General features: G+C 33.6%; 12 protein-coding genes. All 12 read left to right on the plus strand.

What is annotated here, in order from left to right; all coding sequences use genetic code 11:
- The first annotated feature begins 79 nt into the window (after positions 1–79).
- On the plus strand, positions 80–1300 hold the full coding sequence (locus ACXKY9_RS10760; protein WP_000526236.1) for a glycosyltransferase: 1221 nt from the start codon (positions 80–82) through the stop codon (positions 1298–1300).
- A 34-nt stretch (positions 1301–1334) separates the two neighbouring features.
- Positions 1335–2489, plus strand: a complete 1155-nt coding sequence (locus ACXKY9_RS10765; protein ID WP_000422324.1) for a CgeB family protein — start codon at positions 1335–1337, stop codon at positions 2487–2489.
- A gap of 144 nt (positions 2490–2633) precedes the next feature.
- On the plus strand, positions 2634–3170 hold the full coding sequence (locus ACXKY9_RS10770) for an NADPH-dependent FMN reductase (protein ID WP_000780355.1): 537 nt from the start codon (positions 2634–2636) through the stop codon (positions 3168–3170).
- 1 nt (position 3171) lies between these two features.
- Entirely contained in the window at positions 3172–4401 is a 1230-nt protein-coding gene (locus tag ACXKY9_RS10775) for an MFS transporter (RefSeq protein WP_000097164.1), read from the plus strand.
- A gap of 63 nt (positions 4402–4464) precedes the next feature.
- The gene (locus ACXKY9_RS10780) at positions 4465–5022 is read left to right on the plus strand and encodes a YdcF family protein (protein WP_001045713.1); all 558 of its coding nucleotides are present in this window, start codon (positions 4465–4467) and stop codon (positions 5020–5022) included.
- A 100-nt stretch (positions 5023–5122) separates the two neighbouring features.
- Positions 5123–6070 carry an ABC transporter ATP-binding protein gene (locus tag ACXKY9_RS10785; protein WP_000614077.1) on the plus strand — a complete coding sequence of 316 codons (948 nt, stop codon included), beginning with the start codon at positions 5123–5125 and terminating at the stop codon, positions 6068–6070.
- Positions 6071–6073: 3 nt separating this feature from the next.
- Positions 6074–7585 (plus strand): ABC transporter permease/substrate-binding protein, encoded by a 1512-nt coding sequence (locus ACXKY9_RS10790; RefSeq protein WP_000181014.1) that lies wholly within the window; start codon positions 6074–6076, stop codon positions 7583–7585.
- Between the two features lie 213 nt (positions 7586–7798).
- Positions 7799–9226 (plus strand): basic amino acid/polyamine antiporter, encoded by a 1428-nt coding sequence (locus ACXKY9_RS10795; RefSeq protein WP_000129449.1) that lies wholly within the window; start codon positions 7799–7801, stop codon positions 9224–9226.
- A 77-nt stretch (positions 9227–9303) separates the two neighbouring features.
- Positions 9304–9564, plus strand: coding sequence for a hypothetical protein (locus ACXKY9_RS10800; protein WP_000391445.1), 261 nt, complete (start codon positions 9304–9306; stop codon positions 9562–9564).
- Positions 9565–9669: 105 nt separating this feature from the next.
- A complete protein-coding gene (locus ACXKY9_RS10805) occupies positions 9670–11487 on the plus strand; it encodes a DUF8727 domain-containing protein (RefSeq protein ID WP_000766196.1) in 1818 nt (605 codons plus the stop codon).
- Positions 11477–13327 (plus strand): hypothetical protein, encoded by a 1851-nt coding sequence (locus ACXKY9_RS10810; RefSeq protein WP_001178736.1) that lies wholly within the window; start codon positions 11477–11479, stop codon positions 13325–13327. The genes ACXKY9_RS10805 and ACXKY9_RS10810 overlap by 11 nt, the downstream gene beginning before the upstream one ends.
- 276 nt (positions 13328–13603) lie before the next feature.
- The gene (locus tag ACXKY9_RS10815) at positions 13604–14200 is read left to right on the plus strand and encodes a hypothetical protein (protein ID WP_000487794.1); all 597 of its coding nucleotides are present in this window, start codon (positions 13604–13606) and stop codon (positions 14198–14200) included.
- Positions 14201–14206 lie beyond the last annotated feature (6 nt).

Here is a 14206-nt window from a genome sequence, read left to right on the forward strand (position 1 = left end):
GGGTGCTTATGTCATCAGTATAGCTAAGAAATGTTGTTACATATGAGAAGAGCGTGTTAATAAAATATGAGGTGGTTAAATGGGAAATGAGCAAGTGAAGTCTGTAAAGAAAGAAAAAAAGTTATGTCTTTGTATGATCGTCAAAAATGAGTCTAGAATTATGGAAAGATGTTTAAATGCAACAAAATCAATTGTAGACTTTGTTTCTATTTGTGATACTGGATCGACGGATAATACGCCTGAAATTATTGAAAATTGGTGTAAGGAAAATGAGATACCTGGGACGGTTCATCATGAGCCGTTTAAAAACTTTGGTTATAACAGAAGCTTAGCTGTTTCGTTAGCGCAAAAAACATACCCAGAAGCAGATTATTTATTAATATTAGATGCGGATATGATTTTAGAGGTTGATCCGAATTTCGATAAAACGAGCTTAACGGAAGATCATTATCTTACATTACAATATGATGTTCATATTAAATATTGGCTTACACGTCTTTTGAAAGCTTCTTTACCATGGAAATCTGTCGGTGTTACTCATGAGTATTGGGATATAGATCGTTCAAAAGTTGGAGCGAATTACAATACGAGGGTAGCTCGGTTAGAGACTCTTGTCGTGAATGATCCCGGAGATGGCGGGAGCAAAGCTGATAAATTTGAAAGAGATGAGAGGTTGTTGTTACAAGGAATAAACGACCCAGAAACAACGCCAGATTTGCATATAAGATATTTATTTTATTTAGCTCAGACTTATTTTCATTTAAGTCAATTTGAGAATTCAATTAAATGGTATAAAAAACGAGTGGAAGCAGGAGGATGGGTTGAAGAGGTATTCTATTCGTTATTGCGAATAGGATTTTGTTATGAGCAGTTAGCAAATCGTTCAGCAAATAAACAAAATGAAGTGACAGATGCTGATGAAAAAGAAACTGTTAAAGGGCAAGAAGAGCAATATTTAGCATTAGCTGTTTTTTATTTTCAAAAAGCTTGGGAATATAGACCAACCCGGGCTGAACCATTATACCAACTTGCAAGGTTGTATCGATTACGATCTCAAAACAATATTGCTTTGATGTATGCTCTGCAAGGGAAGGAAATTCCTTTTCCAAAGGATGATCTACTATTTGTAGATTATCATGTGTATGATTACTTATTTGACTATGAAATTTCTATTAGTGCTTTCTATATACCTCATAAAAAACATTTAGGGGCGGTGTCGCAAAAGTATTTGGAATCGATAAAAGAAAAGATTCCATTTCATATAGCAAATATAGTAGAGAATAATGCGAAATTTTATTAAATACATTTTCGGTTAAAGGAGTAGTGGAGTAATCATGGAATTAATGAGATGGGCGATTGAACTAGGAGAATCGGTGCATGGAAATACGTATGAAGAATTGATGCCACTACTAGACTATTATTATGATCGTGATCATTTAAAAGCGTATTGTATCGCAAATCTTCTTTTAAATATGGATGTATTAGATGAGGACCGGGAAAGAATCGAATTAAGAAGATGCATCGCTGCTTATTATGCTGGATTATATAAAGTAGCAAGAAAACATGCAAATGAGTTGGTACTTAAACATCCAGATGTAGATTTATATAAAAATAATTTAAGATTAATGGAAGTTTATTTGAATAAAGAATATGATTATTGTCTTTTTATATGCCCAAAGACATACGGTAGTTTCATAGATGTTGCGCGAGCTTTAAAGTGGCGGTTGGAGCAGGAGGGAAATACAGTAATTATATCAGAAACAATACTGGAAAATGCAAAGAATACAGTTGTTTTTGGAGCACATACATACGCATATAACCCGAATCTTCTTCCGAAAGATGCAATTATTTATAATTTAGAACAGCTATACGAAGGAAGTCCATATGCGCATCCCCTTTATTTAATATTATTAAAAGATAGAGTGATTTGGGATTATAGTAAACAAAATATAGAATGGCTTCAACAAAAAGGGGTAGGAAAAGAAATAAAACATGTAGAAATGAACTATGCTCCAACTTTGGAAATAAAAAAAGATGCGTTTGAAGATGAGATTATTGAAGATATTGATATTCTGTTTATAGGTGCTCTTAATCCGAGGCGACAAGCTATTTTTGATCATCTAAAAGCGATTGCCCCGAATTTAAATATAGTTTTTAAAAATAATGCGTGGGGAATTGTTAGAAATGAATTGATTGCTAGAGCTAAAATTATATTAAATATTCATTTTTACTTATCAGGAATTCTTGAAACACCTCGCGTGTCTTATGCAGTTGCGAATAAGAAATTTATTATTTCCGAAAATAGTAATCCAGAAGATGAGGTAGAGTGGCCAGGAATTGTATTTACTCCGTACGAAAAAATAATTGAAAACGTAATGAAATATATAGAATTACCAGAAGAACGGAAAAGATTAGCGGAAAAAGCATATAATCATTTTGAAGCAAATGAAAGTTTAGGTACATTGAGCATGAGAGATGAATCAAAGTAATTGTACGAAACTCATACGAAAGTATGAGTTCTTTTTTGTTTATCATACTATTTTATGAAACAAGTTAACTCTTTATATTGTGTTTTGTATAGAAATTTCTGATAATATATAAGTAGAACTTGAAAACAAAGGGGAGAAATAATCATGAAACTAGTCGTTATTAACGGTACACCAAGAAAATTTGGTAGAACTCGCGTGGTGGCAAAATATATTGCGGATCAATTTGAAGGGGAATTATATGATTTAGCAATTGAGGAGTTACCTTTATACAATGGAGAAGAGTCGCAACGTGATTTAGAGGCAGTAAAAAAATTAAAAACGTTAGTGAAAGCTGCGGATGGGGTTGTATTATGTACACCAGAATATCATAATGCGATGAGCGGTGCGCTGAAAAACTCTTTAGATTACTTAAGTAGTAGTGAATTTATTCATAAACCAGTTGCGTTGTTAGCGGTTGCTGGTGGCGGTAAAGGTGGAATAAATGCATTAAACAGCATGCGAACGGTCGCTAGAGGTGTTTATGCAAATGCAATTCCAAAACAAGTTGTGCTTGATGGATTACATGTGCAAGATGGTGAACTTGGGGAAGATGCAAAACCATTAATTCATGATGTAGTTAAAGAATTGAAAGCATATATGAGCGTATATAAAGAGGTGAAAAAACAACTAGGAGTGGAATGATATGTCCTCACTTTATCATGATTCTCGCTTGTATTACATTCTAGGAGCCAATAGTCTATCTGCTATTGGTTCCGGGATTGTTATGATAACGATTCCTTGGCTGTTAATTAAAGAGAGTGGAGGAGAGACAACATTTGGTTATGTTTCTATCATTGCAACCCTCATTATGTTTTTATTAACACCATTCATTGGGCAAAGTATTGATCGTTTTTCAAGAAAATCTTTATTGCTATGTAACGAAGGAATCGGAATAGCCGTAATCGGAATAATGGTTATATGGGGATTTGCTGGGCAACCTTATCATTCTATTCACTATATTCTTATTTATATAGCCGGATCATTCTACTATTTATTATTTTATCCTACAATATTTGCGTTCAACCAAGAGATATTTCAAGCAGAACATTATAAAAGTTTAAGTGGAACGATGGAAATACAAGGACAGTTAACACAAGTTATTTCTGGAGCGGCCGCGAGCTTCTTAATTGAAATTGTATCTTTGAAGTGGATTTTGTTAGTAGACATGTTAACTTTTGCTGGAGCATTTTTTCTTTTCTTATGTATACCATACGTAAAGAAAAAAGAAGTGAAAAGAAAAATAACATTTAAGAAGCAATTGTTTGAAGGAATTCACTTTATGAAAAAACGTCCTAAGCTCTTTTGGTTCTTACTGGCCACTTATATGCCGTTTATAGGTGTTATGATGGCAAATTATTTAATACCAGTTTATATTTCGGATATACTTAAAGCCAATGCCTCTGTATACGCAATAGAGGGGATGATGTACGGTGTCGGAGCGGTTGTTGCAGGAATCTGTATTCCACTCATAATGAAATATGTAAAAACAGAAGTTTCAATCGTTATGACGATGTCCATTTATGTAATTTCAATTACCGCAATGATTATTGAACCTTCCGTAATTTTCTTATATGGACTTGCAATTTTTCAAGCAGTTGGAAATGCGGGTACAAGAGTGGCGAGAAATGTATTGATGATGGAGGAAATTCCAAACGAAGTAATGGGACGTGTAGACAGCTTATTTCGCCTAATTGGTACTGGAATACGAATTGTATTATTAATGCTGTTTACAGCGGGTGTATCTAAAGCCGGAGTAATGCTTCCATTTTACGTATTAAGCTGCATATTGATCTTCTCATTAGGAATCGCTATTTATTATGTACTATCACAACGTAAAGTAGCGGCGAATGTTTCTAATAAATCAATCGTTTAAAAAACACTTCTGCCGCCCTTTCTTTTTCTGTATAATAAAAAGAAAGGGAGTGCAAACTTATTTATGAACAAATGGATCTTTCTTATCATTTTATTATTACCGCCACTATATATCATTTATATGACGTTTAGAATGAACAAAGTTGCTCGTGAAAAGTTGAGCTATCACTCTCCGTACGTTCTTATACTGGGTGCAAAGTTATTTGGAGATAGACCGTCTTTATCTCTTCAAAATCGTTTGGATGTAGCGTTGGAGTATTTATTTTCCCATCCTGAAGCGAAAGTAATTGTTTCAGGTGGTCAAGGAGAAGATGAAGATATACCGGAAGCTCACAGCATGAGAAACTATTTAATGGTACACGGTATAGATGAGAGTCGTATTTTAATAGAAGATCAATCTACAAATACGTATGAAAACTTAAAGTTTAGTATGGATTTATATAATGTGAAACATGCGGTAGTTGTAAGTAATACGTATCATTTATATCGAACGAAAATAATTGCAAAGCGTTTAGGCATGAAGATGGAGGCACTAGCTGCTGAAACACCAATTCGTTCTAAGAGAAAAATGTATGTTCGCGAATATGCTGCTATAATGAAAACAATATTGTTCGACCGTTAGAGCTCAAATGTGAGCTCTTTTTTAATTTAAAAGCGTATCATTTGAAATGAATGCCATATTCCATCAAAATAAAGGAAACAACAGTAAAGGAGTTGTATTTGTGATTCAATTTAATCATGTGTCAAAATCGTATGAAGATGGCACGAAAGCAGTGGATTCATTGCATTTAGAAATTAAAAAGGGAGAATTTTTTGTTCTCATCGGTCCGAGTGGTTGCGGGAAAACAACGACAATGAAGATGATTAATCGTTTAATCGAAACGACTGAAGGATCGATTTTAATCGATGGAAAAGATATTCAACAATATAATATAAACGAATTACGTTGGGATATAGGATACGTGTTGCAACAGATTGCTTTGTTTCCTCATATGACAATTGCTGAAAATATTGCAGTTGTTCCTGAAATGAGGCAATGGAGCAAAAAAGAAATTAAAGCACGCGTCGATGACTTGTTACATATGGTTGGATTAGATCCGGATATTTATCGAAATCGTATGCCTGATGAATTGTCAGGAGGACAAAAACAACGTGTCGGTGTCGTGCGAGCATTAGCTGCAAACCCGAAAATCATTCTTATGGATGAACCATTTAGTGCGTTAGATCCATTAAGTAGGGAACAGCTTCAGAAGGATATTGTACAGTTGCAAAAAAAGATTCAAAAAACAATCGTATTCGTAACACATGATATGCAAGAAGCATTATCACTTGGAGATCGCATTTGTATTATGAAAGAAGGAAAAGTTGTTCAACTAGATACACCAGAAGGAATTATACATAATCCGAAAAATGAATTTGTAGAGGAATTCATTGGAAATCGTGGGCGAACTTGGTATGAGGGGAAAAGTATAGCAGATGTATTGCCACTTGATCAAAGTGTGCAATTAGAAGGGCAGGCGCTATCATTACATTCTTCTTTACAAGAAGCGTTAGTTCGTGTGCGTGATGAGGAGGTCGTTCCAGTTGAAAAAAACGGTCAATATATTGGAGCGTTAACAAGTCGTCACATTGTCAATTACATTGTTGAACAAATGAAGGAAAGAGGCTAAACAGTGACTAATTTTATACAAACGTTCCAAGAACGAAAAATAGAATTACTAACTGCATTAAGTGAGCATTTACAAATATCGCTTATTTCATTATTTTTTGCAGTAATTATAGCGGTGCCACTTGGCATCTTATTAACAAGAAAAGAACGAATGGCTGAATTTATAATAGGAACTTCTGCAGTAATGCAGACAGTGCCATCACTTGCATTACTCGGACTATTAATTCCATTAGTAGGAATCGGAAAACTTCCAGCGATTATCGCATTAGTTGTGTATGCACTATTACCTATTTTACGAAATACATATACAGGAATAAGGGAATTAGATGAATCTTTAATAGAAGCCGCGAAAGCTATGGGGATGAATAGTTGGAGAAGATTGTGGAAGGTAGAACTTCCTCTTGCATTGCCTATCATTATGGCTGGTATTCGTACAGCGATGGTATTAATTGTTGGAACGGCTACATTAGCAGCTCTCATTGGTGCAGGTGGGCTCGGTAAGCTTATACTATTAGGTATAGATCGAAATGATCATGCGCTTATCATTTTAGGGGCCGTACCAGCCGCGTTACTCGCTTTATTCTTTGATATAGTACTTCGCATACTTGAACGACCGAAACGCTCTTCTAAGCGTGTTATATTGACGATATGTATTGTTTGTATAATGATTGCTTCTCCATTTCTTTGGAGTACAGAAAAGAAAGATATTGTTATTGCGGGCAAACTTGGATCAGAACCTGAAATTTTAATTCAAATGTATAAGCAGCTTATTGAACAAGATACAGATTTACACGTACAATTAAAACCAGGTCTTGGGAAAACAGCATTTGTATTTGAAGCGTTGAAATCAGGAGAAGTAGATATATACCCAGAATTTTCAGGAACAGCTTTATCTACTTTCGTGAAAGAAGAACCAAAGAGTACAAATCGTGATGAAGTATATGAGCAGGCTCGCATTGGAATGGAAAAGAAATATAATATGATTATGTTGAAGCCAATGGAGTATAACAATACATATGCACTAGCTATGCCGAAAAAAATAGCAGATCAAAAGAATATAAATACAATTTCTGATTTAGGGAATGTTGCGCAGGAAGCCAAAGTAGGATTTACATTGGAATTTGCTGATCGTGAAGATGGTTATAAAGGAATGCAAAAATTATATAACTATAAGTTCTCGAATGTTAAAACGATGGAGCCGAAGCTGCGTTATAGCGCAATTGAATCTGGAGATGTTAACGTAATTGATGCATATTCAACAGATAGTGAATTGGAGCAATACGGACTGAAAGTGCTAAAAGATGATAAAGGGTTATTCCCACCTTATCAAGGAGCACCATTATTAAGAAAAGAAACGTTACAGAAATATCCTGAACTTGAAAAGGTATTAAATAAATTATCTGGAAAGATTACAGATGAAGAAATGCGAAAAATGAATTATGAAGTTAACGTAAATGGTAAAAGTAGTGAAGAAGTCGCAAAACAATTTTTACAAAAAGAGAAGTTACTTCGTTAAATTTACAAGAAATATACAAATTTATATGTTTGAAATGGCCGTTCATTACAAAATGAGCGGTTTTTTTGTGCATACTTATACATTTTTTCAAAAAAGTATTCCATTTTTGCTCATTTTCTTTTAGAATAAGTAATGTTTTCCTGAAAAAATATAAGAGAAACGTCTATTAGAGAAAAAGGTGACTTTAATAGTTGAACGAACATAACACCTAGAATGACAGATGGGGTGGTACAAATAGAAAAGAAGTTAGGATTTTTTCCATTAATCGCATTAGTAGTTGGAACAATGGTTGGTGGCGGTGTTTTTAGTTTACCGCATGATTTAGCAGTAGGAGCAAACAGTGGTGCAATAATAATTGGCTGGTGTATTACAGCGATGGGAATGATTCCACTTGCGCTCGTATATCAAACGTTAGCAAGACAAAAACCGGAACTTGAAGGTGGAATTTATAGTTATGCACGTGCTGGTTTCGGTGAATATATTGGATTTAATAGTGCTTGGGGATATTGGCTAGCAGGAATCTTAGGTAATGTCGCAACAATTATGTTACTGTTTAGTACATTAGGTTATTTCTTTCCAATTTTCAAAGGAGGAAATAATGTTGCGTCTATCGTTGGGGCATCACTTTTATTATGGACACTTCATTTTTTAATTTTATTTGGAATTCGTGAAGCTTCTATTATGAATGTGATCGCAACAATAGGGAAGTTAGTTCCAATCGTTTTATTTATTGTTGTAATGGTAACAGCCTTTCGCTGGGACACATTTACACATGATTTTTGGGGGGAAGGAACGATCTCACTTTCCGCTATACTTGGTCAAGTGAAAAATACAATGCTTGTAACACTTTGGGTTTTCATTGGAGTTGAAGGAGCAGTTGTATTATCTGGAAGAGCGAAGAATAGTCGAGATGTTGGAAAGGCAACAGTATTGGGACTTATTTTAGTAATGTCCATTTATATTTTAATTTCTGTCCTGTCAATGGGAGCTATGACAAGAGGCGAACTTTCTGTGTTAGAAACCCCTTCAATGGGGCATGTATTAGAGCACGTTGTTGGTCCATGGGGTGCAGTTGCGATTAACATCGGATTAGTTGCTTCACTTGTCGGTACATTAATTGGTTGGTTTTTACTTGTTTCTGAAATTTCTCATGTGGCAGGAAAAGATGGCGTATTTCCGAAAGTCTTTACGAAAACAAATAAAAAGCAAACACCGCACATGGCATTATGGATTTCAAATGGTGTTGCCCAAACTATATTTATCATCGTTTTGTTTTCGGAATCAACATATCAAATTATGTATTTCATTGCCTCAACATCAATTTTATTACCATATTTATTATCAGCGTTATTCCAATTTAAATTAGTCATTACAAACGAGCTAAAAGACGCTAAATTAAAAAACGGAGCGTTAGCTTTAATTGCTTCTATTTACTCTGTATGGCTTCTTTATGCAGCTGGTTTAAAGAATTTACTACTCGTTTCAATTGTGTATGGAATTGGAATTATTGTTTACACATTTGCAAGAAAAGAACAAGGGAACCGTTGCTTTGTAGGTGTAGAGAAGTATGTGATGTGGGCAATTATTGTTGCGGCTATCACATCAATATATATGTTATTAACTGGAAATATAAAAATGTAAAAAGTCCTTTTCATTTAAAGGGCTTTTTTCTTTGTTTAGAGAATATTTACTACATAAGATATTCAGGAGGGATGAGAATGGAAGAAAAAGAACAGTTGTCTAGAATAATTGATTTAGCTAGTGAGTTAAGGAAAGTATTAGTGCAAGAATCTTTTTTTAATCATCATCCTGAACTAAGAGGAGTCATTGAAAATTTAGCAAGTTCTGTTGAAAATTTGGCGGAATTACAAATAAGTAAAGATGAAAACGCTGAAGATCGATTACGTTACGTACTTGCGAAAATGAAAATTGCTCATAATGCAATTTTACAGGAGAAAAAAGCATTTCCTTCTCATTAATATAAGTTTTTATTTTGAACCTGGCGGATAACGTCAGGTTTTTTATTTCTAGTTTTTCGTTTCTTTCATACACTAAGAATAGTATGAAAAAAGAAGGTGACTAAGGTGAAATTACATAAAGCTCTTCAGCCAAGTTTTATAAAACGAATGTACTATATGAGATTTTTAGGGAAATTTACAAAAGCTGAGAAAGAGAAGAGTGGAGAGAATTTCTTTGTACAATGCTTATCGCCAATACCATTCACTTTACAGGAACAATTTACAAATGAACCATATGTATTTGAAGGGTTATGTAGCAATAAAAAGAATGAAAAAATCTTTTCGGAATTAAAGAAGAGGAAATTAGAAAAGCAACTAGTAATGTTTCGTCTTTATTATGAAAGAGGAAATGTATACGTGGAGTTAATATGTACAGAAGAACCGAAAGAAATAGCAAGCAGCTATAAAATGATTCCGGCACCTAAAGTTACAAATAATAAAAAAAGAGAATCTTTAGAACGAAAACTTAGCAACGGTTATTTATCATTTCTTATGCCAAAATTTCCGAAAGACTTTGAGCCTCCCGAATTATTGTGGCACGATGGAAGACTTTACGGAAACATATCCCTAAAGTCATCAATTAGCTCAATCGCCTATTTTGAACAGAAACGTGAATGTAAATATATAAACTGCAGTGACTGGCCGAAGTATGTAGAAATAGCGGTAGAAGATCAATTATATTTTGTAAGTGATTATGTGTATGAGCAATTAAAAAAACGAATGCATGAAGAAGGTAAGCTAGTTGAAGTAGAGGATATAAAAGTACAAAAAGATGAATGGGAATGGGATGAGCGTGAATCGTCTTTTTTACAGTATGTACAAAGTATGGTGCATAATAAAGGGTTATATTTGGATGAAACGGATATTTATAATTTTCATATAAGTGTAAAAACAAATATGTTAACGATTCTTGGTGGTATACCGGGCATTGGGAAATCACGTTTTGTGCAAACTTATGCAGAAGCATTAGGGTTACAGTATGGGGAAGAGTTGGTTTGGATTCCGATTTCGCCATCGTATCAAGAACCACATGATTTACTTGGTTACCTTCATCCAAATGGTACTTTTATTGAAAGTGAAACGAAGTTAGTTAGGACGTTAATGAAGGCGAAAGAAAATCCAAATCAACTGTATATAATCGTTTTTGATGAAATGAACATGTCTCATATTGAGCATTGGTTTACTCCGTTTCTATCTGTTCTTGAACTTGAAACAAAAAATCGTATTTTAAACTTGTATGAGGGTGTACAGGACATAGAGAATTCAATTCCATCAACAATTGAAATTGGAGAAAATATTATATTTGTAGGTACTGTGAATTTTGATGAAACAACAAAAGAGCTCTCTGATCGATTATTAGATCGAACGAACCTAATAACGTTACAGAAAATTCCGTTTTGTGAGATGGACATGGAACAGGGGAAAGTCGTATTACATCCACCTTTGAAAGTAACAGCGGGAGAATTTCGGATAAATTGGATGAGAAATAAAGCGATGATTGAAGTGTTTTCTGAAGAAGAATTAGAGCTATTAGATAAGTTGCATGTCGTATTGTCATCACATGACGCGTCTAAGGGAATTTCTTTCCGATGTGCAAATGCAATTGCGACTTATTTGCAAAACATACCGTTCCAAAATAACCATACCTATATGATCAGTAGAGAAGAGGGGTTTGATTTACAAATAAAGCAGCGTGTATTGACGAAAATCAGAGGGACCGAAATGATGGTTGGGCCTTTACTTTCTGAAGAAGCAAAAAGGGGGGCGACCTTAGTACCTCTTTTGCAATCTGCACTTGCAAACAGAGTATCTACATTTGAACACTCTTTAGCATATATACGAGAAAAACGTAGAGAACTGGAGCTGTATGGATATGCAAAATGAAGGGCGTTACGAAACAAAAATCGTTGATACGAATGAAACGCTCCCTTTTGTATTAAAGTTAATCATTGGAAATGAGGGGAAAGGAGATTATATTTTATTAAATCGTCTTTGTACATCTACTACAGCATTAGTTCAATGTATTTATAAAGTACAAGAATTAAAACCAATAAGATTGCAGTACAATTATGAAATTCCAATGAATATTACTTTTATATGGAATAAAGTATATGAGGGACAGAAAAATATAAAAGAGGCTCAATATGAAATAAATGAAAAAAAACAAAGAGTATTAATATATGAACATGGGAAAACAGAATTCTTTTATCCATGGCGCTGTGGTTTATACCATTTTGAAGTGCGTATAGAAGATACAACGTATTATGGCGCATTTCAAATCGTACCGAAAAACTTTTTTGATGATCAATTTGAAATGATTCAAGACTATGTGAAGTCAATTTTAAATGAGTTGATTTTGGATAGAGGTTACTATAAAAAGACCTTCTCTGCACTTAGCGATATTGAGGATTCTTCTTATTTAGTGTTACTTAGAAAGTTACCCCAAAAAATGAAAATGATAAAGCAAATCTTTAAGAAAATAGAATCAAGCTCAAAATTTATAAATGAATATAAATGGGAAGGAAAAGAGCGAAGGCCAACAAGAAAAGGAACTATAGTAGCAGAACGAAAACCTTATGCCAAATATTATAATCGTAAGTTTATGGAACAAAAAAATAGTAAGGAAAATGCATTTCTTAAATATAAAGCGATGCAATTTTATCATTATTTAATTGAAGCAAAAAGTTTTTTACGTCAAACAATTGAAATCTTAGAAAGAGAAAAAAAGAAAAAATCAGAAGAGTTTCAAGCCGTAAAAACGATTATACAAACAATTGAGCGTAATGGATCGGTAACTGATAGAGAGAAGCAAAAATATAAAAATATACATTTACTAAAAGAAGCCGATTTACGAAAGAGCTCAATGAAAATACAAGAATATAAAATATTGGCGCATATTGTGCATGAAAATGTACAATACTTTCAAATGTTAATGCATTCTTCGTTTTGGAGGGAAGTTACTGAAACAAGTAACATGAACTTACATGATTTACCGATACCACATCAACAATTACTACATCATTTAGAAGTACTCCCGCAATATACGGATCAATCTCCATCGTTATTATTTGTTTATAAGCCAACGTTTTTAGTGTATGAATATTACGCTTTTTTTATCGTTATTTCAATTTTAGAGCAAATTGGTTTTGAAGCTAGAAACTCTATCCGTGAACAAATACAAGAACATTTTTATGTAGATGGATTACAAGATGGAACGACAGTAGTTTTAGAACGAGATGATATAAAGGTGCATGTTGCATTTAATGACTTAATTGAAACACATCCTCTTATTGCATTAAGTAAAGGTAGTAATTTTTACAATGGTGAGGATACGAAGAAGCCAGATATTCGCTTAGACTGTTATGTAAAAGAAGATGGGAAATACGTATATAAATCTTCTATTATTATTGAAGTGAAGTATAGTCCAATGTACAATATTTTTCAGCACGTCGGAAATACGAAAGCAACTGAGCAAATGTATAAGTACTGGTCTATAAAGTATGTAGAAGAACAGGATGGAAAGCGAGTCTATTATCGAAGGTCAATTTATGAAGTCATTTGTGTATATCCAGGAAGCCATATGCATAGTAAAAAAATTGAGTCTGGATGCGGTGTTTTCTTGCAGTTATATCCATATAAGACGAAACAAGGGGAAGAGAAATTAGCTGGAAAACATGGGATGATACAAATTTTTGAAAAATGGTTAAAAAGCATTAAGAAGTAAAAGAAATCCTTTTTCATAAAGGATTTCTTTAGATTAAGAAGAATTATATGCTGTATGGAAAGAAACATAATGTAATTTAGATTTGAAAAGTGCTACAAATGTGTTATTAAAAGGAATGTGAGCGCGGGATAAAAGTCGATTAAATTGGAATCTAATTCATTTTGCAGAATATAATAAGTCATAAATATTTTTAGTTGCATACGAAGATTTGTTCTTATATGATAGATAGTGAAAGCGTTATCAAAAACAGAGCGACGATGGGAAAGGCGGTTAAATATGTTCCAGCGTGTTCAAACAAAGGAAGAACATTTTGGGTTCGAGCAACTATGGGGAGATTTTTGTGAAGAAAGAAACTTAATGTTCGTAGAACGTAATTTAAATCCATCACGATTTTTATTAATAGAAGATGAACATCCTATTGGTACAGTAGAATGTATTAAGTATACGATACCTGAACAATCAAATTCTGAGTTTTTCTATCCGTTTTCTAAAAATGATTTAGTAAAAGATTTGAAGAATGTATATGAAATAGGCAAGTTAAGTATTTCGAAAACGTCTCGTGGGAGAGGACATTTCAAAAGGCTAACAGCTATTTTATTTATACATGCGTTAGAAACAAAAGCTGAATGGTACATTGCAGCAGTAACAAAAAGAATGTATATGTATTTACTTACACTTGGTTTTCCAATTGAGCCAATAGATAATCCATTTCAGTTTCATGATACTTTACAAGGTGTACCAGTAAGAATTCATGCTCGAAAAGGGGTTACGCATTTGTATTCTTTAAAAGAATTTCGTGATGTGATTCAAGGGAATGCTCATGCACAGGCATTAATTGCAGAATACAGTAAAAATATTATGTTAACGAAATAAAGCGAA

The sequence above is a fragment of the Bacillus sp. 2175 genome, assembly GCF_057812155.1.